The 25,610-nt window shown below is 71.4% G+C and carries 19 protein-coding genes; 6 read left to right on the top strand and 13 right to left on the bottom strand.

Going from position 1 to position 25,610, the window contains the following annotated elements:
* Positions 1–24: 24 nt before the first annotated feature.
* The gene (gene dnaE, locus BJ992_RS06990; RefSeq protein ID WP_184979109.1) at positions 25–3,609 is read left to right on the top strand and encodes a DNA polymerase III subunit alpha; all 3,585 of its coding nucleotides are present in this window, start codon (positions 25–27) and stop codon (positions 3,607–3,609) included.
* A 227-nt stretch (positions 3,610–3,836) separates the two neighbouring features.
* On the top strand, positions 3,837–4,772 hold the full coding sequence (locus tag BJ992_RS06985) for an aminoglycoside phosphotransferase family protein (protein WP_184979108.1): 936 nt from the start codon (positions 3,837–3,839) through the stop codon (positions 4,770–4,772).
* An 88-nt stretch (positions 4,773–4,860) separates the two neighbouring features.
* Here the strand turns inward: BJ992_RS06985 and BJ992_RS06980 are convergent, their stop codons facing one another.
* Complete coding sequence (locus tag BJ992_RS06980; protein ID WP_184979107.1) at positions 4,861–5,856, bottom strand: hypothetical protein; 996 nt, start codon at positions 5,854–5,856, stop codon at positions 4,861–4,863.
* The gene (locus BJ992_RS06975) at positions 5,853–6,497 is read right to left on the bottom strand and encodes a hypothetical protein (RefSeq protein WP_184979106.1); all 645 of its coding nucleotides are present in this window, start codon (positions 6,495–6,497) and stop codon (positions 5,853–5,855) included. The genes BJ992_RS06980 and BJ992_RS06975 overlap by 4 nt, the downstream gene beginning before the upstream one ends.
* 193 nt (positions 6,498–6,690) lie before the next feature.
* Between BJ992_RS06975 and BJ992_RS06970 the strand changes: the two genes are divergently transcribed.
* The gene (locus BJ992_RS06970; protein WP_184979105.1) at positions 6,691–6,885 is read left to right on the top strand and encodes a hypothetical protein; all 195 of its coding nucleotides are present in this window, start codon (positions 6,691–6,693) and stop codon (positions 6,883–6,885) included.
* Between the two features lie 226 nt (positions 6,886–7,111).
* Here the strand turns inward: BJ992_RS06970 and BJ992_RS06965 are convergent, their stop codons facing one another.
* From BJ992_RS06965 to BJ992_RS06925, 9 genes are read right to left on the bottom strand one after another with little or no spacing between them, the layout of a single operon-like run.
* Positions 7,112–10,306 carry an AfsR/SARP family transcriptional regulator gene (locus BJ992_RS06965; protein WP_184979104.1) on the bottom strand — a complete coding sequence of 1,065 codons (3,195 nt, stop codon included), beginning with the start codon at positions 10,304–10,306 and terminating at the stop codon, positions 7,112–7,114.
* 34 nt (positions 10,307–10,340) lie between these two features.
* Positions 10,341–10,802, bottom strand: coding sequence for a pilus assembly protein TadG-related protein (locus tag BJ992_RS06960; RefSeq protein WP_343072522.1), 462 nt, complete (start codon positions 10,800–10,802; stop codon positions 10,341–10,343).
* A 23-nt stretch (positions 10,803–10,825) separates the two neighbouring features.
* On the bottom strand, positions 10,826–11,230 hold the full coding sequence (locus tag BJ992_RS06955; RefSeq protein ID WP_184979103.1) for a TadE/TadG family type IV pilus assembly protein: 405 nt from the start codon (positions 11,228–11,230) through the stop codon (positions 10,826–10,828).
* The gene (locus BJ992_RS06950; protein WP_184979102.1) at positions 11,227–11,457 is read right to left on the bottom strand and encodes a hypothetical protein; all 231 of its coding nucleotides are present in this window, start codon (positions 11,455–11,457) and stop codon (positions 11,227–11,229) included. The genes BJ992_RS06955 and BJ992_RS06950 overlap by 4 nt, the downstream gene beginning before the upstream one ends.
* Entirely contained in the window at positions 11,458–12,381 is a 924-nt protein-coding gene (locus BJ992_RS06945; RefSeq protein ID WP_184979101.1) for a type II secretion system protein, read from the bottom strand.
* A gap of 20 nt (positions 12,382–12,401) precedes the next feature.
* Positions 12,402–13,313, bottom strand: coding sequence for a type II secretion system F family protein (locus BJ992_RS06940; RefSeq protein ID WP_184979100.1), 912 nt, complete (start codon positions 13,311–13,313; stop codon positions 12,402–12,404).
* Positions 13,310–14,620, bottom strand: coding sequence for a TadA family conjugal transfer-associated ATPase (locus tag BJ992_RS06935; protein ID WP_184979099.1), 1,311 nt, complete (start codon positions 14,618–14,620; stop codon positions 13,310–13,312). The genes BJ992_RS06940 and BJ992_RS06935 overlap by 4 nt, the downstream gene beginning before the upstream one ends.
* Entirely contained in the window at positions 14,617–15,432 is an 816-nt protein-coding gene (locus BJ992_RS06930; protein WP_246496546.1) for a hypothetical protein, read from the bottom strand. The genes BJ992_RS06935 and BJ992_RS06930 overlap by 4 nt, the downstream gene beginning before the upstream one ends.
* 1 nt (position 15,433) lies before the next feature.
* A complete protein-coding gene (locus tag BJ992_RS06925) occupies positions 15,434–16,135 on the bottom strand; it encodes a hypothetical protein (RefSeq protein WP_184979098.1) in 702 nt (233 codons plus the stop codon).
* An 804-nt stretch (positions 16,136–16,939) separates the two neighbouring features.
* Between BJ992_RS06925 and BJ992_RS06920 the strand changes: the two genes are divergently transcribed.
* Positions 16,940–17,509 (top strand): COG4315 family predicted lipoprotein, encoded by a 570-nt coding sequence (locus tag BJ992_RS06920; RefSeq protein WP_184979097.1) that lies wholly within the window; start codon positions 16,940–16,942, stop codon positions 17,507–17,509.
* Between the two features lie 104 nt (positions 17,510–17,613).
* Positions 17,614–22,218, top strand: coding sequence for a type VII secretion EssC family protein (locus BJ992_RS06915; protein WP_184979096.1), 4,605 nt, complete (start codon positions 17,614–17,616; stop codon positions 22,216–22,218).
* 28 nt (positions 22,219–22,246) lie between these two features.
* Here BJ992_RS06915 and BJ992_RS06910 read toward each other — a convergent pair whose 3' ends face one another.
* Positions 22,247–22,675, bottom strand: a complete 429-nt coding sequence (locus BJ992_RS06910; RefSeq protein WP_184979095.1) for a TadE family protein — start codon at positions 22,673–22,675, stop codon at positions 22,247–22,249.
* A 655-nt stretch (positions 22,676–23,330) separates the two neighbouring features.
* Complete coding sequence (locus BJ992_RS06905) at positions 23,331–23,603, bottom strand: WXG100 family type VII secretion target (RefSeq protein WP_184979094.1); 273 nt, start codon at positions 23,601–23,603, stop codon at positions 23,331–23,333.
* A gap of 231 nt (positions 23,604–23,834) precedes the next feature.
* On the opposite strand from BJ992_RS06905, the gene BJ992_RS06900 reads away from it, so the two are divergent.
* Positions 23,835–25,586: an ATP-binding protein gene (locus tag BJ992_RS06900; protein ID WP_184979093.1), complete on the top strand. Its 1,752-nt coding sequence runs from the start codon at positions 23,835–23,837 to the stop codon at positions 25,584–25,586.
* The last annotated feature ends 24 nt before the right edge of the window (positions 25,587–25,610 follow it).

Here is a 25,610-nt window from a genome sequence, read left to right as displayed (position 1 = left end):
CACGAGGAAAGGCCGAGATCCCCTGTGGCTGATTCGTTCGTTCACCTGCATGTTCACACTGAGTACTCGATGCTGGACGGTGCGGCGAAGATCAGCAAGCTGGCGGCCCGCGCGGCCGAGCTCGGCATGCCGGCGATCGCGATGAGCGACCACGGCAACCTGTTCGGTGCGTACGAGTTCCAGTCCAAGACCAAGGCCGCCGGCGTGAAGCCGATCATCGGGATCGAGGGCTACGTCAGCCCGGAGTCACGCCACTACAAGCGGCCCGTCTTCTGGGGGGAGCCCCACCAGCGCAAGTCCGACGAACGTACCGGCCTCGGCGGCGACGTCTCGGCGAGCGGCACCTATCTGCACAAGACCATGTGGGCCGTCAACGCTCAGGGGTTGCGCAACCTCTTCCGCATTTCTTCGCTGGCCTCCCTGGAAGGCCACATGAAGAAGTACCCCCGCATGGACGACGAGCTGTTCGACCGCTACCACGAAGGCATCGTCGCCACGACCGGCTGTCCTTCCGGGGCCGTGCAGACCCGGCTCCGGCTCGGCCAGTTCGACAAGGCGCTGGAACACGCCGCCAAGTACCAGGAGATCTTCGGCCGGGAGAACTACTTCCTGGAGATCATGGATCACGGGGGGATCCCGATCGAGACCGGGGTCCGCGACGACCTGTTGCGGATCGGGAAGACCCTCGACATCCCGCCTCTGGTGACCAACGACTCCCATTACGTCACCGAGGACCAGGCCACGGCCCATGACGCCTTGCTCTGCGTCGGCACCAACTCCCTGCTGAGCGACCCCAACAGGTTCCGGTTCTCCGGCAACGGCTACTACGTGCGGTCCGCCGAGGAGATGCGGGCTCTGGACCCGAGCTCCGACGTCTGGGCCGACGGGTGCCGGAACACCCTGGTCATCGCCGAGCGGGTCGAGTCCTACGACGAGGTGTTCTCCCACCGCGACCTCGCCGCGAAGTTCCCGGTCCCCGACGGGGAGACCGAGATGAGCTGGCTCCGCAAGGAGGCCTACCGCGGCGCGGTGAACCGGTACGGCGATCCGGTGCCCGCTCATGTGATGGAGCGGATCGACTACGAGCTCGGCGTCATCGAAGGCATGGGCTTCCCGGGTTACTTCCTCGTCGTCGCCGACATCTGCCAGTACGCGCGGGACAACAACATCTGGCTCGGCCCGGGCCGAGGTTCCGCCACCGGCTCCATGGTGGCGTACGTCACCGGCATCACCGAGCTGGACCCCATCGAGCACTCGTTGCTCTTCGAGCGGTTCCTCAATCCCGAGCGCATCTCGATGCCGGACGTCGACCTGGACTTCGACGAGCGCCGGCGCGGGGACATGATCCGTTATGTCACCGAGAAGTACGGCGAGGACAACGTCTCGCTGATCATCACCTACATGACGATCAAGTCGAAGGCGGCCGTCAAGGACGCGGCGCGGGTGCTCGGTTATCCGTTCCCCGTAGGTGAGAAGATCACCAAGGCCTTCCCGCCTGCCGTCATGGGCAAGGAGATCCCGCTCACCGGCATCTTCGACGAGAAGCACCCCCGGTACGCCGAGGCGACCGAGCTGCGTGCCCTGTACCAGGAGGACGCCGACGTCAAGCGGGTCATCGACACGGCGCTCGGACTGGAAGGCCTGACCAGAGGCACCGGCGTCCACGCCGCCGGTGTCATCCTGTCGTCCCAGCCGCTGATCGACGTCATGCCGATCTTCATGCGTCCCGACGACGGGGCACGCATCACCGGATTCGACGGCCCCAGTTCGGAGAACATGGGTGCGTTGAAGATGGACTTCCTCGGTCTGCGCAACCTCACCGTCATCGGTGACGCCGTGCAGAACGTGAAGGACAACCGCGGCATCGACCTCGACATGCTCAGCCTGTCGCTGGACGACAAGAAGACCTACGAGCTGCTGGCCCGAGGCGACACGCTCGGCGTCTTCCAGCTCGACAGTTCGATGATGCGCGACCTCACCAAGCTGATCGCACCGGCACGGTTCGAAGACATCTCGTCGGTCCTCGCGCTCGGCCGTCCCGGCCCCATGGGAGCCAACGCGCACACCAACTACGCGCTGCGCAAGGCCGGACAGCAAGAGATCACGCCGATCCATCCGAGCCTCAAGGAAGCCCTGGACCCGATCCTCGGCACGACCTACCACCTGGTGGTCTACCAGGAGCAGGTCATGGCGATCGCGCAGCAACTGGCCGGCTACACCCTCGGCGGCGCCGACATCCTGCGCCGGGCCATGGGTAAGAAGAAAAAGGAGGAGATGGACAAACAGTGGGCCACCTTCTCCTCCGGCATGATCGACAAGGGCTACACCAAGGAAGCCGCCAAGGCGGTCTGGGACGTCCTGGAACCGTTCAGCTCCTACGGATTCAACAAGTCCCACACCGCCGGCTACGGACTGGTCTCCTACTGGACCGCCTACCTCAAGGCCAACTACCCCGCCGAGTACATGGCGGCCCTGCTCACCTCGGTCGGCACCAACAAGGACCGAATGGCGCTGTACCTCGCCGAGTGCCGCCGCATGAAGGTCAAAGTCCTCCCCCCGGACGTCAACGAGTCAGGCCTGCGCTTCAGCGCCGTCGGCGAGGACGTCCGCTTCGGCCTCGGTGCCGTCCAGAACGTCGGTGAGAACGCCATCAACGGCGTCATCTCCGCGCGCACCCAAAAAGGCGCCTACACCGACTTCAACGATTTCCTGCGCAAGGTCCCGCAGGTCGTCTGCAACAAGCGAACCATAGAGTCCCTCATCAAAGCCGGAGCCTTCGACGGCCTCGGCCACTCACGCAAGGGCCTCATCCAGATCCACGACCAGGCCGTGGACTCCGTCATCGACGTGAAGCGCAAAGAGGCCCTGGGCCAGGACTCCCTCTTCGGCGCCTTCGACGACGACGACGCGAACAGCAGCGTCTTCCAGGTCCCCATCCCCGAAGGCGAATGGGACAAAAAAGTCAAACTCTCCTTCGAACGGGAAATGCTCGGCCTCTACGTCTCCGACCACCCACTCAACGGCGCCGAACGCATCATCGAACGCAACCGCGACCTGACCATAGCCCAGGTCCTCGACCGCCAGACCGAGTTCGGCAACGTCCGCATCGCCGGCATCATCTCCGGCGTGGACAAGAAGGTCACCAAAAAAGGCGACGTCTGGGCCATCCTCAAGATCGAGGACTACGACGCCTCCATCGAGGTCCCCTGCTTCCCCCAGACCTACCAGCTGTACGGCAGCAACCTGGCCCCCGACCTCGTCGTCTCAGTGACCGGCCGAATCCGCTCCCGCGGCGACGGCGAAGACGCCACCGTCTCCTTCAACGCCACCGACATCACCTTCCTCGACATCAGCGGCGTCCAAGACGACGGCCGTGAACCCATCGTCATCGCACTCCGCGAAGAACGAATCGACAAGGAACTCGTCCACGAACTGAAGCGCATCTTCCAGGCCCACCCAGGAGACACCCCCGTCCGCCTCCGCGTGGAACGCCTCAACCGCAAGATCCAACTGGTAGCCCTCCCCGACTACGCGGTCGACGTCACCGGCGGAGCCTTCGCCGGCGACATCAAGGTCCTCCTCGGACCAAGCGCTCTGGTGATGCCCTGACAGCCGAGCGAGCCCCGCTGAACGGTGAGAACGATCCGCGCGTATGCAGTAGCGCCAGGTGAGGTCATACCGATATTTCCCTGAATGCCGGTGACGACGAAGACCGTTCCTGATCGGATGTCGTCCGAGGTCTTCCGGGATGTCGATGTCCCGGATGGCCGCCGCCGGCCGCTACTTTTCGGGATTCGATCAGGAGTACGACTCACTGGCGCCTCTAATGTTTGGCTATGTCCGAAGCTCGCGTGGATCTCTTCCCTTCCTCGCTTCCTGTCGTCGCGACGCTGAGCCGTCGTGCCGACGCGCGCGAGTGGCTGGCTGGTCTGCCGCGGCTCGTGGACGAGTTGCGGGACCGGTGGTCGTTGCGGCTCGGACGGCCGTACCACGGGGGGAGTTGCTCGTGGGTGGCTCCGGTACTGCTCTCCGACGGCGACTCTGCCGTGCTCAAGGTCTGCTGGCCGCACCGGGAGGCGGCCGGGGAGGCCGAGGCGTTGCGGGTGTGGGACGGGGACGGCGCAGTGCGGCTGCTGCGGCACGATCCGGAGGTCTACGCCTTGCTGCTGGAGCCGTGCGAGCCTGGTACGGCCCTGGAGGCGGCCGGTGATCTGCCGGCTGAGGAGCGCCTTCTGATCGGGGCCGATCTGCTCGAACGGCTGTGGGTTCCGCCACCGGCCGACTCGCGCTTGGAATCTCTCGGTGACGTCACGGCCGAGTGGGCCGATCTGGTGGAAAACCGCATGGGGCGGCTGCGGCCGGCGTTCGATCCCGGACTGGTCGCGCACGGCGCGGAACTGCTGCGTACGCTCCCGGCTACGGCGTCCCGTACCGTCGTGGTCCACGGGGACTTCAACCCGGGGAACGTCCTCACCGCTCGGCGGCAGCCCTGGCTGGTCATCGACGCCAAACCCATGCTCGGCGATCCGGCGTACGACCCGTGGCCGCTCCTTGAGCAGGTCGACGATCCCTTCCGCCGGCCGGACCCTCCCCGTGTGCTGGCCGGCCGCCTCGCTCTGGTGGCGGACGCCGTGGGAGAGGATGTGCGGCGGCTGGCAGCGTGGGGGGTGGCGCGGCGGGTGGAGGCGGCGCTGTGGGGGCTGGAGTACGGGTACGACGGGGTCGAGGTGATGACGCAGGCGCGGGTGCTGGCGGATCTCGCCGGGCTGTGAGAGCTGCCGGCGAGATCCGTACGGGTGAGAGGTCTGTTCGAGCGTTGGCGGCCGAATCGCGTGGTGTGCGTTTTCGTGGGGTCGTAGGTCAGTTCTTGCCGGATTCCCGGACGGTGGTCTGGACCTCGCCTACGGGGATCTGGCGGACGGCGTCGACCACCACCGGGTCGAAGGTGAAGCCGGCGCCGCCGGTCACCGGCCAGGTCGTGGTGACCGTGAGCTGGTAGGCGTCCTGGGGGTGGTCGGCGGAGGAGCGGAGGTAGCGGACGCCGCAGGTCCAGGTGCCGCCTTTGACGTACGGGTGGCCAGTGGGGCCGCAGTTCTCCTTGACCTCCGCGCGGTTGCCTGTGGTGCCGGGGTCGATGTCGATGCGGGACAGGGTCGCGGTGACCGTGGCCGACATGACGCCGGGGAGTTCGGCGGTGACGGAGCGGGTGGTGGCGCCTACGCCGGTCAGCCAGACCCAGGTGGGGAGGTTGACGTAGCTCTTCACGTCAGGGCTGAGGTTGATGGTCGGCTCGGGGACGGTCAGCGCGGCCCTCGCGAGTTGGTACAGCTCGGCCAGGGTGATGCCGGCCGGTGGGGTCTGGCCGGCGGGGACCCAGACGGCGCCTTCGAGGCCCGACCAGCAGGCGAGGCCGTTGGGGTCAGCGGCGTTGTAGGCGGGGGTCCACCAGCGGCCGTCCTCGCCGACCTTGTCCTTGTACTGCTTGAGAAACTTGTCGAAGTCCTCCGTGGTGCCGTCCGGGTTGGTGTGGAACCAGTAGTCGCGGACGTCCTCCTGGCGTTCGAGCATGTCGTCGGCCTTGTCGCCGGGCTCGTACCAGCAGGGACGCTGGACGCGGTAGCCGTCGCTCTTGCCACCTAGTCCGTTGCCGCTGACGACGATCTTGGAGTTGCGCAGGATCACGCCTCTGGTACGGCCGCTGCCGAAGCTGTCACCGCGCGGGCCGCCGGGGTCGCCTCCGGGAGCGGCCGTCAGCGAAGTGCCGGTCAGGGGGGTGACTGTCAGCGGGGTGCCGGTCAGCGGGGTGAGGCTCAAGGTGGTCGCGGTCAGGGCCAACGACAGGAGAAGGGCTCTCATCGGCGGCACTCCTTGGCACGCTCGTGGGGGTAGGTGGCGTGCATGTACGCCTTCACCCGCCACCGGCCGTCGTCGCCTCTGCGCAGTGCTGCCACCTGGAGGTAGACGGCGGTGGGGGGTTTGGTCCAGTTCGGCTGGTCCGCCAGCGGACTGCCGGTGCCGGCATCGGTGACCTGGATGCCGGACTCGTCCACGCAGGCGTCCACCTCGGCGCCTCGGCCCGCGACGGCCGGGACCTGGATGGCGTACAGCTTGGCCGTGCCGGCCGCGGACCGGCCCTGGTCGACGAAGCCCTTCACCCAGGTGTAGCTGTCCCTGGCCGCCTGCTCCTCGGCCGCCTTGAGGTACCCGTCGTCCTCGCCCTGGCTGGTGACGGCCTTCCAGGAGCTGACGTAGCCGGTGGTGAAGGCGTCCACAATCGCCTGCTGCGCCTGGGTGAGGCCCGCCGGGGACTCGACCTGCACGGTGAGCGTGCCTGCCTCGATGGTCTTCGTCCGCGGGTCGGAGAGACCGGCACCGGGTTTCGCGGTCACCGGCGGAGCCGCGTCCCCGCCACCCGGGGTGAACGGACGGTCCGCGCCGGCGGCCGAGCATCCGCTGCTCAGGAACACGACGGCGGCCAGGACGACCCGCATCCGCATGGTGCCGACGCTAATCACACGTCACTCCACTCAACCACTGGTTTGCGGGTATCGGCATGAGTTGGCCACCCTTGTCGGCCGATCGCCGCAAAAGGCGCCGGATTCGCCGCACCACGTCCCACCGCGTCGGCGCCGAAGAGCGAGCATCTGGTGGGTGGGGATGGGTGGGTCGCGGGGAGGGACCTGGCGCGCGGTGCGTGGGGACCGGTACGCGGTGCGTGGGGACCGGTACGCGGTGCGTGGGGACCGGTACGCGGCGCACGAGAACCGGTACGCGGCGCGTGGGGACCGGTACGCGGCGCACGGGAACCGGTACGCGGCGCACGGGAACCGGTACGCGGCGCACGGGAACCGGTACGGCACAGCAGGGGGTGTCTGCGGTGCGTAGGGACGAGGGTGGACTGCAGGACATTTCCATCACCGGCCCATGTCCGGTCGACCGCCGTGCAAGGCGCCGGATTCGCCGCACCACGTCCCACCGCGTCGGCGCCGAAGGGTGGTCCGAGGTGGGCGGGGAGGGGACGGGGCTCGTGGCGGGGGGTGGAGGACGGTGTCGGTGGGGGCATGGGGGTCCTGTTAGGGGGGATTGGAAGCGCCAGGTGGGAGGAGTCCTTCTAGGCGGAGGGGAGGCTGTGGAGGCGCCAGGTGGGGAGGAGTTCGTCTATCAGGGATTCGGTTTCTGGGGACATGCCGCCGCCGTAGGGATGGGAGTTGGCTCGGCGGTGGAGGGCGTCCACTACGGCGCGGAGGTTCAGGGGGTCGGCGGTGGCGTGGGCTGCTCTCAGGAGGTCGCGCCACAGGCCTTCGTCGTCGGCGGCCAGGAGGAGGCCGGCTCGGACGGCGGCCACGGCGCCTTCGGCGTCGTCGTGGGCCAGGCGGATCTCGCAGAGGCGGTGTGCGGCGTCGGCGACGCTGGCGGTGACCTCGTATTCGAGTTCGTCGGCGGCGAGCCAGGCGTAGCGGGATCGTGGACGTGCGGCGAGGAGGGGGCCGCGGACCAGGCCGAGGGCTTTTTCGAGGAGGACGGCTCTGGCGCTGGGGTCGTCGTGGGAACGGCGGACGAGTTCGCGGAACAGCTGCCAGTCGGAGCGGACCTCGGGGCCGAGGCGGAGGCGGCCGGTGTCGTCGGTGCGGAGGTTGGGGCGGCCCTGGCTGTCGGTGCCGAGCCATTCGGTGACGCGTGCGATGGTGGCGTCGCGGACGACGGCCTGGACGCCGCGGGGCCACAGGATGCCGCCGAGCACCACGGGGTGGACGCCGCCGGGGTGCGCGGCGAGGTACACGACCATCTCGCAGGCGAGCTCGGCACGGCCTTCCTCCAGGGGAGGCACGGGGCCGATCTCGATGGGGCCGAGGATGCGGATGGTGACCGACGGCGAGGTGGTGAACTCGCGCGGGGGGCCTTCCTCCTCGCGCACCGGTTCGCCTTCGTGGCGTCCGGCGGTGCGGAACAGGTCGATCACGGCGTCGTAGTGCCGCCGGGGCAGGAGTTGCGCGTTGACCATGACGCCGAGCGCGTCGACCCTGGCCTTGCCGTCCTCGGTGACCTCCCACGTCCAGGTGGCGTGCGGTACGTCACCGGCGATGACGTACCCGGCGGCCATGCGGCTCCCGGCGCGGCCGAGGCGCGTGAGCCGTTCGGCCTCGGTGGGGTCCGGCGCGATGGCGGACAGCAGGAAGTGCGGCGGCCACACCGGGTCGGCGGCGCCGCCGTGGATGCGGCCGGTGAGCACCCGCGCGTCGGCGGCGACCATCTCGGCGGCTCTGGCCTCCAGCTCAGGCAGTACCTCGGCGAAACTCCCCACGGCGCGCACCCGGTCAGGCGCGATGGTGACGAGGTCGCCGCCGAAGCCGACGAGCGTGACCCGCATCTGGTCGGACCACCGGTTGGTGACGAGTTCGACGGCGAGCGCGGCGAGCGCGTCTCGCACCCGGTGGCCGGTCATGGCGATGACGCCTTGCGCGGCCTCCAGGTCGATCAGGACGCGTCCGCCGTCGGTGACGCCGAGCGACACCAGGCCCGGGTACGGCGCGGCGGCGTCCAGCAGCGCGTGCTCGTCGATGGCCCGTCCCTCGTGGGCCGGCAGCCGCCACGTGCGTCCGGCGTCGTGGGCTTCGAACGGCTCGGGGGCCCCGGGGTCCGGGGGGTGGATCCACAGGTCGAGGCCGCGTGCGGACAGGTGGACGGCGTAGATGGTGGGGGGTACGCGGCCCTGCTCGGCGAGGAGCTTGCCGAGCATGCGGAGCCCGTGGTCGAGCATGCGGCTGCCTGGCGCGTCGGACCCGAGGCGCAGCGCGACCTCGGCCCCGGCGGCGTCGCCGCGTGGCCGGGTGATGCGGTGGCCGAACGCGCGGTGCCAGAGCTGTTCGCGGCGGCGCCGGCCGAGCGCGACGAGCAGACCGGCGGCGGCGAGCGATCCTCCGGCCAGGTAGTCGATCAGGTCCAGGCCGCCGCCGGTCTCGACGGCCTTGTCGGGCCGGTGCCGAGGCTCGGGGACCTCGACCCGCCGCGAGGGGGACGTCTCGGCGGGCCCGCCGCTCGCGCCATGCGGCGCGGTCGCGGGAGCCTGGGACGCGGGGGCCTCGGTCGCGGGGGGCTGGACCACGGAGGGGTGATTGGCGGAGGGGTGGTTCGCGGAGGGCTGACCGACAGAGGTCTGACCTGAGGGAGCTTGACCAATCGGAGTTTGACCTGCCGGAGTTCGGCCACCCGGGACCTGACCACCTGGAGCCTGACCCACCGGAGCCTGAGTTGCGGGACCCTGTCCTGGCGGGGCCTGGGTGGCGGGGGCTTCGGCGGTGGGGGCCTTGGGGATGGCGGAGACGGCAGTCGACTTCGGCATCGGTGGGAGGTGGTAGGTGCGTTGTGGCATGGCAGGGAGGGGCAGGACGACGCCGCCTCGTTCCCCCGCCTTCTCCTGGCCGGTGCCTTTCTTCTCGGGTCCGCTCCTGACGTCCGTGGCGCCGCCGCGATCCCCCACGTACTGCGTGCGGCCGTCCAGCTCGGCCGGTTTGCTCGCGTGGTCGCGCAGGGTCTTCTCCCGGGGCTCGTCCGCCGAGACGAGGTGGACGCCGCGCGCGTCGTCCGGCATGTCGAGGACCCAGCCGGGACGGATCAGGCTCGCCATCTGGAGCCGTGAACCGTCGGGCTGGGTCTTGTGCTGGTTCAGGCGGTAGATCTCGGGGTATCGGCGGCCGTCGCCGAGGCACTTGTCGGCGATCTCCCACAGGCTCTCGTGGTGGCGGCCGTGCGGCGGCTGTACGACGTAGACCTTCTTGACCTGCCGCACCTCCTCAAGGGCCGCGCGGGCCTCGGGGGCCGGCAGGGTGTGCGCGGCCACGGCGACCGGCTGCCTGACCGGCGGCGCGGTCGCCATGCCGGTGAGGGGGATCGCGACGGCCGACGCGGTGAACAGCGCGAGCGCGGCGGACACGAGCCGGTTGGCGAGGGCCTGTGAGCCGCCGGACAGCGGCACCCTGGCCGGCATGCCGACGCGGCGGACGCCGTTGTACACCTCGACGATCACGCACACGACGAGCTGGGCCCAGGCGAGCCACACCAGCAGCACGAGGATGGCGACGGCCGTGGACGGGCTGATCTGCCGGGTCAGCAGCTCTCCGTTGAGCAGCGTGTCAGGCAGCGGCGGCCCGGTGAGGCGGAGCAGGGCATAGGGGACGCCACCCATGAGCGCCGCGAGCGCGATCAGCGCGGCGATGCCGGCGACGACGTCACCGGCGGTGCGCCGGTGCCTGATCCGGCCGCCGGCCGCGGAAGCCGGCCGGGACGGTGGCCTGCGTGACGTGGTCATCCCTCTCCCTCCTTCGTCCAGTGGTGCGGTCAGGTCATGGCTGGGGGTCGCCGGTGTCGGGACCGGCGGTGGCGGTGCCGGACATGGCGGCCCCGGGGAAGCCGAAGGCGGCGAGGAACGCGGCCTTCCACCGGGCCGTCACGGTGACGGTCACCTCGGCGGCGCCTGCGTCGCAGGTGGTCATCGCGAGGGCCGTGTCGCCGTGCGCGGACACGATCTGCCTGGCGCGGCCGCACACGGCGTCCTCCCCGAGCAGCCGCACCTGGCCGGTGGCGCGCAGGTGCTCGACGTCGATGCGGTCGGCGGCGGCGCGTGCCGCCTGCTCGGCGACGTCGGACGCGCGCAGCCGCGCGTTGATCGCCGCGCCGCCGTCCACGAGCAGTCCCGCCAGCATGAACACCACCACCGAGAAGATCACCACGAACACCGACATGGAGCCACGCTCGTCGTCGCCGGTGGCCGCGCCTGCCGTCTTGTCGTGGCAGGAAGCGGTCACCGGCCGGCAGTCCCGGCACCGTCTCACTCGACCCTCCGGAACTGTTCCAGCGGCACCACGGAGCTGCCGGTCATCTTCTTGACCGCACCGAAGCCGAGGAAGTCGAGGTCCAGCGCGCACGTCACCGTCGCCCGTACGGTGCCCCCCTCCCGCCACTCGCTGCCGTCGAGGCTGACATCGGCCTCACACTGTCCGTCGAGCGCGGCCTTGGCGGCGTTACGTCCGGCCTCCCGCGCCAGGTCCAGGGTGCGTTGCACGGACGCGGCCCGCGCGGCGTCCCTGGCGGCGCCGTTCACCTCACCCTGCGCCTCGACGACGCGGCCCGCGCCGACGAGGAACATCAGGAAGAGCAGGAACAACGGCGCCAGCATCACCGTCTCGACGGCCATCGACCCGGCCTCGCCGCGGCGGCTACGGCGCCGGGTCACGAATCTCCGCCGCCACCGCCACCCCCGAAGTTGCTCTGCAGCTCGCCTTGCTTCTGGGTGACGAGCGTCTTGATCAGTGTGGCGAGGCCGAGCGCCACCCCGGCGATGATCGCGGTGATGATGACCCATTCGACGGCGGACGCGCCACGAGAGGGAGCGGTCCTCGCGCGGTCGATCCGCACGTGGAGGACGGCGATCAGGTAGGTGAGCCATGGCGGTGTGAACATCTAGGACCCCAACATCTTCATCGCGGCCGGAAAACTGAGAAAGATCACGAACCCCGCGCACAGCAGGAGTTGCGCGACCAGCATGGACTGCGACCGTTCCCCGGCCTGTCCTTCTACCTCGGCGAGCTCGCGCCGCCGCATGGTGGCGGCCCGAGCGGTGAGCGACGCGCGTACTTTGGCGCCGTCGTCGGCCACGAGGCCGAGCGCGGCGGACAGGTCCCGCAGCTCGTCGACGTTGATCTCGTCGCCGAGCCTGCCGAGGGCCTGCCATGGGGTGATGCCGACGATCCTCGCGTTGGCCAGGGCCTCGCGGATGCGGGCCATGGCCCAGTTGCCTGAGCCGCCGTCCCCCACGGACACGGCCATGAGCAGCGCCTCTGGGACGCCTCGGCCGCCGGCGAGGTTCATGGCGACGAGGTCGAGGAACGCGCCGACGGCGTGCCGGAAGTCGCGGCGCCGCACGGCGGCGTCCCTGCGGATCTGCACGTCAGGCAGGAAGAAGAAGACGAGCGCGACCAGCAGCGCGGCCCACAGCGGCACCTGGAGCGACACTCCCCACCCCATGAGCGCGAGCCAGCCCGCGAGCACGGGGAACGCCAGCAGGCCGGACACGGCCAGCAGGACCTTGGTGGCGAGGTACCCCTCGAAGGACTTGCCGAGCAGCGCGAGGTCGGCCCGCGTGGAGCGCAGCTCCCAGCCGCGTGAGGCGTAGAAGCGGGCCAGCCGCACGCCGAGGCCGCGGCGGAAGGCGCTGACCTCCTCGTCGGCGGTGATGAGCTGGAACCGCTGCGCGTCGTCGCCGTCGCGCGCCGAGTCGAGCGCGACGAGCCGCGCCACGAGACCCGGTCGCGGCGGGAACAGCGCGCGCAGCAGCAGGAACAGCCCGAGCCCGAGCACGCCGCCGGCGAGAAGGGTCTCAACCACGGCGGCCTCCCCGCGTGTCGTCAGCCATGGACGCCTCCGGTCACCGGCTCGCGCGCGGCGGATGCGTCGGTGGCGGGGCCGAGCATGCGCGCGGGCTTGTCGAAGCGGGCCAGGCGCCGCATCCAGGCGAAGCCGGCGCCGAACAACGCCGCGACGACCACCAGCACGGCCTGGCCGAGCAGCGAGTCGTACTCCTCGACGTACGACGGGTTGAAGATCACCAGCAGTGCGGCGAACGCGACGGCGGTGCCGGTGACGATCTGCACGCTGCGGCGAGTGGAGCGCCGCTCGGCCTCGACGCGGCGGCGCATGTCGAGCTCCTCGCGGGCCGACACCGCGAGCGCGCCGAGCACCTCGCGCAGGCCGGGGCCGCGCAGCTTGGCGTTCAGGATGAGCGCGGCCACCACCAGGTCGGCGGACGGGTCGTCCAGCTCGTCGGCGAACATGCGCAACGCGTCCGGCAGCGGCATGCGGGTGTGCAGCCTGTCGACCAGGGCCCGCAGGTGGGGACGGAGCGTCGGCGCGGCGGCGCGGATCGAGGACGGGATGGCCTGCTCAAGGCCGGCCGCGCCGGCGATGGTGTCGCGCAGCGACTCGGTCCACGCCGCGAGGCCTTCGAGGCGGCTCATCGCGGCGCGTTCCTCGGCGGCGCCGCCGGTCAGGCCGCGCCAGGCCAGCACCAGCAGCACCGCACCCGCCGCCATGACCGGCCACCGGGTGACGATCAGCACGGCCGCGCCGGTGATGGTGGCGACGGCCGAGCGGGTGGACAGCCTGCGCACCAGCTCACGGCGCCGCGCGGAGTTGTCGGGACCGGCGGGCCGTGGCCGCACGCCGTACAAGGCGAGGCCGAACAGGAACAGCCCGCCGCCGACCGCCGCGCCGGCGAGGACGGCGAGCGGGTCGAACAGGCCGGGAGGCAGGGGGATCATCGCCAGTCCCCCAGCACGGTCGGGTCGTAGCCGTGCGGCACGAGATCGTCCAGGCACGCGATCGGTGCGTGCGGCACGGCGGGGCCGTCCGGACCGGGGGTGAAGACCTCCGACGACAGCACCCGGCCGTCGACGCCGGCGACCTCGCGGACGCTCGCGACGTACCGGCGCAGGCGGCCACCCTGGTGGTAGTCGTTGCGCTTCTCGATGAAGATCACGAAATCGATGGCTCCGGCGATCAGCATGTGGGTGGCCTCGATCGGCAGCCGCTCCTCGGCCTGCAGCGCGTAGGTGGAGATGCGGTTGAAGACCTCCATCGAGGAGTTGGCGTGGATCGTGGACAGCGAGCCGTCGTTGCCTTGCGTCATGGCGTTGAGCATGGTGACGATCTCGTCGCCGAGCACCTCGCCGACGATGACACGGCTCGGGTTCATGCGCAGCGACCTGCGCACCAGCTCGGCCATGGTGATCTCACCCTGGCCCTCGGAGTTCGGCAGGCGGTGCTCGAACGCCACGACGTTCGGGTGCAGCTCGGGGAACTGGTCGAGGCCGAGCTCCAGCGCGCGCTCCACCGTGATGAGCCGCTCGTGCGGGGGGATCTCGTTGGCGAGGGCCCGCAGCAGGGTGGTCTTCCCGGCGTTGGTGGACCCGGCGATCATGATGTTCTTGCGTGCCGCGACGGCGGCGGACATGAACCGGCCGAGCTCGGGGGTGAGGGTGCCGTTGCCGACGAGGTCGCTGAGGAAGACCTTGCCGAGGCGGGCCCGGCGGATCGACACGGCGGGCCGCACGGTGACGTCCATGACGGCCGACAGACGCGAGCCGTCCGGCAGGCGCAGGTCGAGCTGCGGGTTGGCGGTGTCGAACGCGCGGCTGGACAGTCCGCTGTAGGCGGCGAGGATCTGGATGAGCTCGATCAGCTCCTCGTCGGAGTCGGCCACCGGGTCGTGCATGACCTCCTGGCCGTCGGCGTACCCGACGAACACACGGTCGCAGCCGTTGACGTCGATGTTCTCGACCTCGGGGTCGTCGAGCAGCGGCTGCAGGCGGCCGACGCCGAACAGCGCGGCGTGGATGCCGGCGGCGAGCGCCTCTTCCTCCTCGGCGGTCGGCGGGGTGCGGCCCGAGCCGATCTCGCTGCGCGCGTGCTCCTCGAGGACCTGCGAGATGAGCGCGCGCGCGAACTGGCGCTCGTCCTCGCCGGTCATCGGAGCGAGGCCGCCTGCCTGGTCGAGGCGCCGCTGGTGGGCCAGGCGGTCGCCGACCTCCTGGCGGAAACGCTTGACCAGCGTGTGATCGATGCTCATGGTCGTCCGCTCTCGGTGGAAAGGCCGCCGCGTGCGCGCGGCGCCGGACGGGACGCCGCGGCGGCGGACGTGGCGCGGCCGGGGGCCACGCGCGCGGCGAGACGGCCCGCGAGCTCACGGGCCGTGCGGATGAGCAGGGAGCGGTCCAGGCGGCCACCCCACTGGCCGCGCAGCAGCTCGGCGCCTCTCGGGTCGTACGCCAGGCCCGCCACGAAGGAGACGTCGGTGCCGCTCGCGCCGACGATGCGGCGCACCTCGTCGATGGACGCGCGGTACGAACGCGGGTCGGCGATCACGACGACGCCGAGCTGGCCGCGCACCAGCGCGAGCCGTTCACGCAGGTGAGCGACGTGGTCGAGGCTCGGCCGGGTGAACAGCAGCGTGAGCTCGGCCTCGGCGATGAGGTCGGCCATCTGCGGCGTGCCGCCGAGCCTGCCGCAGTCGGCCAGCACGTCGGCGTTCGGCAGCGCGGCGAGCGCGCGGCCGAGCGGGCCCCACAGCCAGGTGAGGCCGGCGGCCTGCTCGCCGTGGGTGAGGCCGGTGAGCACGTCAAGGCCGCCGACGAGTTTCTGGGTGTGCTCGTAGACCTGCTCGGGGTGGAGGCCGCGCCTGGCCGTCGCGCCGAGGCTGAGCAGGCCGCGGCCGGGGTTGAGCACGGCGCCGTCCACGGCCGGCAGCCGGTAGACCAGGTCGCCGCCTGAGGGGTCGCACTCGGCGAGCAGCACCGGACGGGGCCACACCGCGCCGAGCGCCGTCGCGGCGGTGGTCACGCCGGGTGCCCCCTTGTCGGCGGCGAGCGCGATGAGCGCCACGTCAGCCCGCCCCGGGGAGCTTGCCGAGGGCGATCTCCCCGCTGGAGGCGTACATGGCGATGGTCGGCGACACGGTGGCGTCGACGACGATGGACACCAGGCCGCTGTTGCCGCCGTCGGGGTCGCCGGCCCGTTCGACCAGCGCGGTCGGCGCGAGCACCTTGCCGACGGCCTGGCCGCGGCCCGAGCCCGGGACGTACAGCACCTGGACCTGGTCACCGCGTTGCAGGCCGCGCGGCACCTGGCCGGCCTTGAGCGCGAGCCCGACGATGACCTTGCCGGGGACGAGCTGCTCGCTGGCCCGGCTGACCATGGCCTCGGTGAGCAGCGTGCCAGGAAGCAGGGTGACGCGCGCGAACGTCTGCGCCACCTCGGCGCGGTGGACCCACGAGACGTACCCGATGCCGGTGTCGGCGATCTGGACCTCGGTCATGGCCTCGGGGACGATCGGCTGGCCGGGGCCGATCTGCTGGGTGATCTGGATGGCGGACACGCGGTCGCCGCTGCGCAGGACCAGCAGGGTGGTGCCGAGGGCTCCGCCGAGCACGAGCAGCAGCGCGAGCGCGGCGAGCGCGGGTTTGCGCTCGCGCGGTGGCACCGGCAGCTTGCGGGACGCGGGCCCGGACAACGCGCCTGGCACCGCGGGACGCTCACCGGTGACGGGGCCGCGGCCGTCGCGGTCGGACTTCTCGCTGATCCTCATGGTCGGGGGGACACTCCGGAATCAGGACCCTGCCGGCGCCTCACCATGCGCTGATATCCGATCACCACGCCGGGTGGATCGAGATTGACCGCATGACCACGGTGACGGACGACATGGTCACGGATATGTTGGGCGGGATCGGTGGCTTATCTCCAGAATTGTCATGCCATTGTGTGCAGCTTGCCGCATGGCAGGGGGCGGAAGCCCGACCCATGCTCATCCACTATGGATTGCCTGTCAATGGAGACGTCAGAAGTCGCAACCGAACTGCGGCAACACTCGTGGTGACATTTACTATGATATTCCCCTTTGTAACTTGAGTAACACTTACCACTCTGGTTTCCCCGGCCTTACCGTATCCCAACCATCATCCCAACCATCGGCATACGGACGGTCGCGCTCCGGAGCCGGTACGTCACGCGCGCTCCGGGGGAGGTCCGAGCGGCAGACACGCCGCTGTCCACAGGGTTGTCCACAGGCAATCGCGACTTGTCGAGAGCCGACCCTAACGTCCGAATTGCGCAGATTAATACGGTTTGGCAGGCGTAATACCCCTACACCGACCGGCCACCGTCCACAGGTTCCGGCGTTATCCTCAGCTCCGTCCACAAGTGCCTGTGGATAACTTCCCCACCAGGGAAACCTCCTGGACGTCTCCCGGACGTAGGAGGTTTCCCGCTCGGTCATTCGGCCCCGGGTCACGGGGGTCAAACACGCCTCAGCGGGAACGATGACCGGCGACCCCTTCAGTAGATCGTCGTCCGGGCCGCGCACGGGCCCGGAGTTCTTGTGAACGGAGGGGGCATGTACAGAATCCTGGCCGGCCTCGGGCTGGCCGCCACCGCGCTGCTCGCGACCGCGTGCGGCGGCGCCGCCTCACCCCGCTACGACAAGGCCGCCGACAGTACCGCCGGCAAGGCCACCCCCACGGCGACCCTCACCGCGAGCGGCACACCCACCGGCACACCGAGCGGTACGGCGTCCCCCGGCGGCCCCGCCGCCACGCCTCTGCCGACACCGGAGAAGCTCACCGTCAAGACCGCCGAGTCCCGGTACGGCAGGATCCTCGTCGGCGAGCAGGGCCGCACCCTGTACGTCTTCGAGAAGGACGACCCCAAGGCCTGCTCCGCTGAGTGCCTCACCTGGTGGCCCCCAGCGGCCACGCGCGACGCGCCGAAGGCCGGGGAGGACGTCAAGGAGGACCTGCTCGGCACCGTGACCCGCGCCGACGGCACCAAGCAGATCAGCTACGACAAGCACCCCCTGTACTACTACAGCGGCGACACCGCGGAAGGGAACACCAAGGGTCAGGGCCGTGAGGAGTTCGGCGGCATGTGGAACGTCGTCGGCCCCGACGGCAGGAAAGTGGAGTAGCGGGACCGGCACCTACCGGTCTGGTTGGCGTAAACCTCCGGCCCCGGCGCGCTCGGCGGGGCTACGTTGAAGCCCGGGGAGCCGGACCCGGAGGAGAACGCCGCATGCGCATCATGCTTACCGTGCTCTCGGAGCACGGGGGGCGCGACGTCATCGTCGATGGCGACGACGACACCACGATCGCCGCACTCGCCGCCGCGCTGAAAGGCGCGCCGAGCGGGGAGCTCGGCAACGTCGTGCGGCTGAGAGCCCGCGCGCCGTACGGACTCGGCGCAGGCGGGCCACGGCCCGACGAGCCGTCGCTGTGGGTCGAAGGCAGGCGGCTGGACCCCGCCGCGACGGTGACGGCCGCGCTGCGGGACGGCGACCTGGTCACGCTCGACCAGCGCACCGCCGGGTCCACCGTGCTGTCGGAACCCGCCGGGGTCGTCGAGCTGCGGGTCGTCGGCGGGCCCGCGGCCGGGTCGGTGCACCGGCTCGGGTTCGGTGTGCATGTCATCGGGTCGGGCCAGGCCTGCTCGGTGTCCCTGGACGACCCCGAGCTGGCCCAGGAGGCCGCCGAGATCCGCGTCACCCCCGGCGACATCCTGGTGCGCGCGTTCGACGCGCCGGTCCTGCCGCCGGTCAAGCCCCGGCGGCGGCGCAGGCGGCGCAAAGGCGGCGACGACGGCACACGGCACGTCGAGATCGTGCAGGCGATGCGGCGCGGCACCACCCGTTCCGCACCGCTGCTGGCCGGCGAGGCGCTGACCGGGCCGCGGCCCTGGCCTGAGGGTGCGCCGCTGACGTGCGGCACGTCGGTCCTGGTGCTGCGCGCCACCGAGCCGCCTGACGCGCACCTGGACGCGCTGCCGGAAGGGGGGCTGGCGTACAACCGGCCGCCGCGCCTGCACCCCGCCGAGCGGCACCGCAGGTTCGAGGTGCCGGCCGAGCCGAGGCGCGGCGAGGGGGTGCGGCTGCAACTGCTGGCCGCGTGCCTCCCCGCGGTGCTCGGGCTCACCATGATGATCGTCTTCCAGGCCTGGTACTACCTGCTGATCGCGCTGATGACCCCGCTCATCATGATCGGCCAGTGGGTCAGCGACCGGCGGCACGGCAAGCGCAAGTACCGGCAGGACATGAAGGCGTACCGCGAGCGTCTCGTGGCGTTCCACGCATCCCTCGACAAGGCCCGCGCCGTCAACGAGGTCGAACGCCGCGCCGCGTCCCCCGACCCCGCCGAGCTGCTGCTCACCGCGACCGGGCCCCGGCGGCGGCTGTGGGAGCGCCGCAGCCACGACCCCGACGCGCTGCGGCTGCGCATCGGGCTCGCCGACCTGCCGGCCGAGATCGAGTTCGTACCGGAACGCGGCGCGCCGCCGGACACGGTGCTGCCCGAGCCGCCGACATCGGCAGGCGTGCCGGTGTCGCTGGCGATGCGGCGGCTCGGCGTCGCCGGCATGACCGGGCCGCGTGACGTGGTGCTCGGCGTGGCGCGGTCGCTCCTCGGCTCGGCCGTCACCCTGCACAGTCCCCGCGACCTCGCCGTGGTCGTGCTGTCGGCCGGCGCCGACGGGGCCGCGCGGTGGAACTGGACCCGCTGGCTGCCGCACTGCGCGCCGAGGGACGCCGACTGCGTGGCCCTGGTCGGGGCCGACCCCGAGGCGGCGGCGCAGCGGGTCGCGGAGCTCGCGGCGCTGATCTCGTCGCGCCTCGGCGACGACGACGCGCTCGGGCTCGGGTTGCCGTCGATGAAGGGCTGGGGACGGTCACGGACCGACGAGGAGCCGCTGTTCGCGTCCTACGACGACCGGCCCTACGACGTGCTGGTGATCCTGGACGGCGCGCAGGTGCTGCGCGCGCTGCCAGGCATGCCGCAGGTGCTGCGGCAGGGGCCGCGCGCAGGGGTGTACACCCTCGCCATCGACGATGACGAGCGGCTGCTGCCCGAGGAGTGCGCCACCGTCGTCGACTGCGCCGCCGACGGCTTCCTGCGGCTGCGCGGCGGGGGTCTTGAGGCGCTCGGGGACATCCTGGCCGACCGGGTGACGACCGCGTGGGGCGAACGGCTGGCGCGGTCGCTCGCGCCGCTGCGTGACGTGAGCCGCGACGACGCCGGGGCCGCGCTGCCGGGGTCGGTGCGGCTGCTCGACCTGCTGCAACTCACCCCCAGCGGACGGGCCGTCGCGGCGCGGTGGCGGGACGGCGGCCGTACGACCGAGGTGCCGATCGGCATGGGGGCCGACGGGCCGTTCCGCGTCGACCTCAGCAGGGACGGGCCGCACGCGCTCGTGGCCGGCACCACGGGGGCCGGCAAGTCGGAGCTGCTGCAGACGCTGATCTGCTCGCTCGCGGTGGCCAACCGGCCGGACGAGATGACGTTCGTGCTCATCGACTACAAAGGTGGCGCGGCGTTCAAGGAGTGCGTGCGGCTGCCGCACACCGTCGGCATGGTCAGCGACCTGGACGAGCACCTCACGCAGCGGGCCCTCGCGTCGCTCGCGGCCGAGATCAGGCGGCGGGAACGGCTCCTGCTGGCGGCCGGGGCCAAGGACATCGACGACTACCAGCAGTTACGCGACCAGCCCGCCACGCCGAACGGCCGGTCGTCGGCGGCGCTGCCCAGGCTCGTACTGATCATCGACGAGTTCGCGGCCATGGTGTCGGAGCTGCCGGACTTCATGGACGGGCTCGTGGACATCGCGCGGCGCGGACGGTCGCTCGGCATCCACCTCATCCTCGCGACGCAGCGGCCCGGAGGTGTGGTCACCGCGGACATCCAGGCCAACACGTCCCTGCGCATCGCGCTGCGGGTCACCGAGCCCTCGGAGTCGGCGGACATCATCGCCGGGCCCGAGGCCGCGCACATCTCCAAGTCGACGCCTGGCCGGTGCTATGTGCGGTCGGGGGTCGCCGCGGCCGAGGCGGTGCAGACGGCCCGCATCGGGGGCCGTACGGCCGAGACGGGACGCGTCGCGGCCGGGCCGCGGATCGCGGAGCTCGGGTGGCGTGAACTCGGCCATCCGCTGCGGCTCGCGGCCACCGGTACGACGGCGGGGCTCACCGCGGGGCCCGCCAGCGATCTCGCGGTGCTCGTGGACGCCGTCGTGGAGGCGGCGCGCCTGCTCAAGGTGCCGGAACAGCCGAGTCCGTGGCTGCCGCCGCTGCCTTCGGGGATCGTGCTCGAGCCGGCGCGGCCCACGTCCGGCTCCGACGAGGTGCCGCCGCTGCCGTTCGGGATCACCGACCTGCCGGCGGCGCAGTCACGGCGGTCGCTGGTGCTCGACCCGGCGCACGGGGGGCACCTGCTCATCGCCGGCACGGCACGCACCGGACGGTCGACGGCGCTGCGGACCGTCGCCGGGTCCATCGCGGCGCACGCCTCACCCCGTGACGTCCACGTGCACGCCATCGACTGCGGCTCCGGTGCGCTGATGCCGCTCGTCGCGCTGCCGCACTGCGGCGCCGTGGTGACGCGCGACCAGCTCGACCGGGTGGAACGGCTGCTCACGCGGCTGCGGACCGAGGTGGGCCGCCGGCAGCAGGCGCTCGCCGAGGCCGGGTACGCGTCCCTGGCGGAGGCGCGGGCCGCGTGGCGCCGCGAACCCGGCCGGGGGCTGCCGCCGATGCCGTGGCTGGTGCTGCTGCTCGACCGGTGGGAGGGGTTCGCCGCGGCGTTCGAGGGCTACGACTACGGCCGGCTGCTGGAGGCGCTCATGCAGTTGCTGCGTGAGGGGCCGGCGGTGGGGCTGCGTGCCGTGGTGACCGCCGACCGGTCCGGTCTGCTCGGCCAGATCTCGACCCTGTTCGAGGACCGGCTGATCATGCGGCTCGCCGATCCCGCCGACTACGGTCTCGCCGGGCTTCCCGCGCGCGGGCTGCCGTCGGCCATGCCGCCGGGCCGTGCGCTGTCGGTCACCGAGCAGGGGGTGGTGGAGAGCCAGATCGCGCTGCTCACCGAGGACCCGTCCGGCCCGGCCCAGGTGGCCGAGCTGCAGGCGCTCGCCAGGGCCGCCGCGCGGCGTTTCCCCGCGCCTGAGGGGTTGCTGCGGGTGGACGCGCTGCCGATGCGCATCACCGCCGCCGAAGCTCTCGCGCTCTCCCCCGGCTTCAGCCCGCCGTCTGCGCTGTGGGCCCTGTTCGGCGCCGGCGGCGACTCCCTGACGCCGCTCGGGGTCGACCTGGCCGGCCAGGGTCCCGCAGCCGTCGTCGCGGGACCGGCGCGGTCCGGCCGGTCCTCGGCCCTCATGACCGCCGCGCGTTCCCTGCTGGCCCGCGACACCCCCGTCGTCGTCGTGGCCCCCCGCCGTACTCCGCTGCGCGACCTCGACGGCACCCCCGGCGTCCTCGGGGTCCTCGCCGCCGACGGCGATCTGCCGTCCACCGTCGGCGACCACAGCCGGTACGTCGTGATCGTCGACGACGCCGAGCTCATCTCCCCCGACACGCCGCTCGGCCAGTCCCTGGAGGACACTCTGCGCACCGGCCGCGACGGCGACCACGCCATGATCCTCGCCGGCACCACCGGCGACCTGGCCACCGCCTACCGCGGCTTCATCGCCGAGTCCCGCAAGCCTCGTACCGGCCTGCTGCTGAGCATCCAGAGCCCAGCCGACGGCGACCTGTTCAACATCCGCCTCCCCCGAGGCACCGTAGGGGGCCCTCCCGGCCGCGGTCTGCTGATCACCAGCGGCACCCCGACCCCCATCCAGGCGGCCCTCACGACGTGATCGACACCTTGCGGCCTGCGCCTCGGGGTCAGCCGCAGTCCTGCGAGCCGTCGTCTGGCCGGAAACACTCGATCGGCCCGCCGAACGTCGAGGTGATCGTGAACGACATCCCGGGAAGAAGCGGCACCACCGCCACCGCGGCCCCCTCGACGGTCACCCCCCGCTGGTCCCCCTTCTCCCAGGCCCGGACCCCGACCCCCTGGAGCATCTTCGGCCCCACGGCCCGGACGATCGACCGCGCCTTCGTCTCCGCGGCACTCCGCCACTCACCACCGTCGGCACCGGCGGCCCGCGCGATCCGCGCACCCTCCCGAGCCGCCGCGTCCGCGACCTGCCGTCCGTGGAACACCAGCGCCATCTGCACGATCAGCAGAATGACGATCAGCACCACCGGCATGATCATCGCCAACTCGATCGCCGACGCGCCACGCTCCCCCGCACCACGCTCAGATTCCATTCCGACCCCCTCCCAAGGTCATCCCTTGAGGCCGCACTGACGCTGTCTTACCCGCCGTGAGAAGCCCAGGCGACGACGGGTCAAGTGTGGCGGCTCCTGCTGCGTGGCCGGTGCGTCCAGGCCGCACTGACGCCGTCTTACCCGCCGTGAGTAGCCCAAGAGACGACGGGTCGAGTGCCGCCGGCTCCTGCTGCGTGACCGGTGTGTCCAGGCCGCACTGACGCCGTCTTACCCGCCGTGAGAAGCCCAAGAGACGACGGGTCGAGTGCCGCCGGCTCCTGCTGCGTGGCCGGTGCGTCCAGGCCGCACTGACGCCGTCTTGCCCGCCGTGAGGAGCCGGCCGAGCGGCGGTGGCGGTCGGGTACGACGGTCTTACCGCGGGCCGGATCGGCTGGGGCCGTACGGCGCCGTCCGCCTTGGCCGCTGGGGCCGTGCGGTGCCGTCCGCCTTGGCCGCTGGGGCCGTGCGGTGCCGTCCGCCTTGGCCGCTGGGGCCGTGCGGTGCCGTCCGCCTTGGCCGCTGGGGCCGTGCGGTGCCGTCCGCCTTGGCCGCTGGGGCCGTGCGGTGCCGTCCGCCTTGGCCGCTGGGGCCGTGCGGTGCCGTCCGTCTTGGCCGCCTCCGGCCGGAGTGGTCCGGTCGGAGGCGTGCCGACAGGTCAGCGGGTGGCGGACTCGATGTTGCCGCGGTAGGTGGTGATGATGCGGGAGGCTTCGGCGAGTTCTTCGGACATGCGCTGGAAGGCCTGACGGTAGTTCTGCCAGGCTCCGTTGAAGCGGTTGGCGCCGGGGCCGGTCCAGGCGGTACCCACTTTGGCGGCTTCGCGGTCCAGGGCGGCCATCGTCTGGCGGACCTGCTCTGCCTGCTGGGTGAACTGGGCGGCCATGTTCTGCATCTCGGCGGGGTCGCCTCCGAGCAGGCTCTGGCTCATGCGGTCTCCTTCAGGATGGGTGCATGACAGGGGGTAGCCAAACGCACTCACCCTAGACGTCAAAAGGGCCCTCTCGCACGGGTTATGCCCACTGGTTATCACCGTTGGTCGGCGGAACCGTGGCCAATATAGGGGGACGAAACGTCGGGGTAGGTGCTCACGACCGATCAGAGGACGCCTAAACTCCGTTGAAGGCCCACCGGGCCTTTCACAGGGAAAGGGACGACCTCGGTGCAGAAGGTCCTGATCGCCAATCGTGGCGAGATAGCGGTGCGGATCGCCCGCGCATGCAAGGACGCCGGCCTGGCCGGTGTCGCGGTGTACGCCGAGCAAGACCTCGACGCGCTGCATGTGCGCATGGCGGACGAGGCGTACGCGCTCGGCGGGCAGTCACCCGCCGAGACCTACCTCGACATCGGCAAGCTGCTAGGCGTCGCCGCCGAGGCGGGTGCGGACGCCGTGCACCCGGGGTACGGCTTCCTCGCCGAGAACGCCGACTTCGCGCAGGCGGTCATCGACGCGGGGCTCACCTGGATCGGCCCGCCGCCTGCCGCGATCACCGCGCTCGGTGACAAGGTCGCCGCGCGGCACATCGCGCAGCGGGTCGGCGCGCCGCTCGTGGCCGGCACTCCTGATCCGGTGAGCGGCGTGGACGAGGTGGTCGCGTTCGCCGAGCAGCACGGGCTGCCGATCGCCATCAAGGCGGCGTACGGCGGCGGCGGCCGCGGCCTGAAGGTCGCGCGCACCCTGGACGAGATCCCCGACCTGTACGAGTCGGCGGTGCGCGAGGCCGTCACGGCGTTCGGCCGCGGCGAGTGCTTCGTGGAGCGCTACCTCGACCGGCCCCGGCACGTCGAGACGCAGTGTCTCGCCGACACGCACGGCAACGTCGTGGTGGTGTCCACCCGCGACTGCTCGTTGCAGCGGCGGCACCAGAAGCTCGTCGAGGAGGCCCCGGCGCCTTGTCTCACCGCCGAGCAGCGCGACCTGCTGTACACCTCGTCCAAGGCCATCCTGCGTGAGGCGGGGTACGTCGGCGCCGGCACCTGCGAGTTCCTGATCGGCCAGGACGGCACCGTGTCGTTCCTCGAGGTCAACACCCGCCTGCAGGTGGAGCACCCGGTGAGCGAGGAGGTCGCCGGCGTCGACCTGGTGCGCGAGATGTTCCGCATCGCCGACGGCGAGGCCATCGGGTACGGCGACCCGGAGATCCGCGGCCACTCCATCGAGTTCCGGATCAACGCCGAGGACGCCGGCCGCAACTTCCTGCCGGCCCCCGGCACGCTGTCCACCATGCGCGTGCCGTCCGGCCCCGGTGTGCGTCTCGACGCGGGTTACGAGCCCGGCATGACGGTGCCGCAGTCGTTCGACTCGCTGGTCGCCAAGCTGATCGTGACGGGCCGCACCCGCACCGAGGCGCTGGAGCGGTCGCGCCGCGCGCTCGACGAGTTCGTCATCGAGGGCATGCCGACGGTGCTGCCGTTCCACCGCAAGGTGGTGAGCGATCCGGCGTTCACCGGTGAGCCGTTCTCCGTGCACACCCGGTGGATCGAGACCGAGTGGGCCGGCGGCGTCGAGCCGTACGCCGGTGATGTGGCGGCGAGTGAGGAGCCCGCCGAGCGCGAGCGGGTCGTGGTCGAGGTCGGTGGCAAGCGTCTCGAGGTCGTGCTGCCGGCCGGAGCGGTCGCGGCACGGCGCGGCGGCGGCGAGGCCAAGAAGCCGGCCCGCAGGTCGGCCGGCCGGGGCACGGCCGCCGCGGCGAGCGGTGACGCGCTGGTCAGCCCGATGCAGGGCACCATCGTCAAGGTCGCGGTGGCCGACGGCGACTCGGTGGCCGCCGGCGACACCATCGTGGTCCTGGAGGCCATGAAGATGGAGCAGCCCCTCACCGCGCACAAAGGTGGCACGGTCACGGGCCTCGCGGCCGCGGTGGGGCAGACGGTCACGGCCGGTGCCGCGATCTGCGAGATCAAGGACGCATGATCTTCGATCCGGATCGGATTCCGA

Source organism: Sphaerisporangium rubeum (assembly GCF_014207705.1).
Lineage (GTDB): Bacteria > Actinomycetota > Actinomycetes > Streptosporangiales > Streptosporangiaceae > Sphaerisporangium > Sphaerisporangium rubeum.
The sequence above is the reverse complement of the archived record's forward strand: the minus strand, read 5'-3'. Positions and strand labels throughout refer to the sequence as shown.

Bases quoted from the DNA above. Each gene is read 5' to 3' on its own strand.
- BJ992_RS06985 (WP_184979108.1), top strand. From the start codon at position 3,837: ATGTCCGAAGCTCGCGTGGATCTCTTCCCTTCCTCGCTTCCTGTCGTC.
- BJ992_RS06980 (WP_184979107.1), bottom strand. From the start codon at position 5,856: ATGAGAGCCCTTCTCCTGTCGTTGGCCCTGACCGCGACCACCTTGAGC.
- BJ992_RS06975 (WP_184979106.1), bottom strand. From the start codon at position 6,497: ATGCGGATGCGGGTCGTCCTGGCCGCCGTCGTGTTCCTGAGCAGCGGA.
- BJ992_RS06965 (WP_184979104.1), bottom strand. From the start codon at position 10,306: ATGACCACGTCACGCAGGCCACCGTCCCGGCCGGCTTCCGCGGCCGGC.
- BJ992_RS06950 (WP_184979102.1), bottom strand. From the start codon at position 11,457: ATGTTCACACCGCCATGGCTCACCTACCTGATCGCCGTCCTCCACGTG.
- BJ992_RS06940 (WP_184979100.1), bottom strand. From the start codon at position 13,313: ATGATCCCCCTGCCTCCCGGCCTGTTCGACCCGCTCGCCGTCCTCGCC.
- BJ992_RS06935 (WP_184979099.1), bottom strand. From the start codon at position 14,620: ATGAGCATCGATCACACGCTGGTCAAGCGTTTCCGCCAGGAGGTCGGC.
- BJ992_RS06925 (WP_184979098.1), bottom strand. From the start codon at position 16,135: ATGAGGATCAGCGAGAAGTCCGACCGCGACGGCCGCGGCCCCGTCACC.
- BJ992_RS06920 (WP_184979097.1), top strand. From the start codon at position 16,940: ATGTACAGAATCCTGGCCGGCCTCGGGCTGGCCGCCACCGCGCTGCTC.
- BJ992_RS06915 (WP_184979096.1), top strand. From the start codon at position 17,614: ATGCGCATCATGCTTACCGTGCTCTCGGAGCACGGGGGGCGCGACGTC.
- BJ992_RS06910 (WP_184979095.1), bottom strand. From the start codon at position 22,675: ATGGAATCTGAGCGTGGTGCGGGGGAGCGTGGCGCGTCGGCGATCGAG.
- BJ992_RS06905 (WP_184979094.1), bottom strand. From the start codon at position 23,603: ATGAGCCAGAGCCTGCTCGGAGGCGACCCCGCCGAGATGCAGAACATG.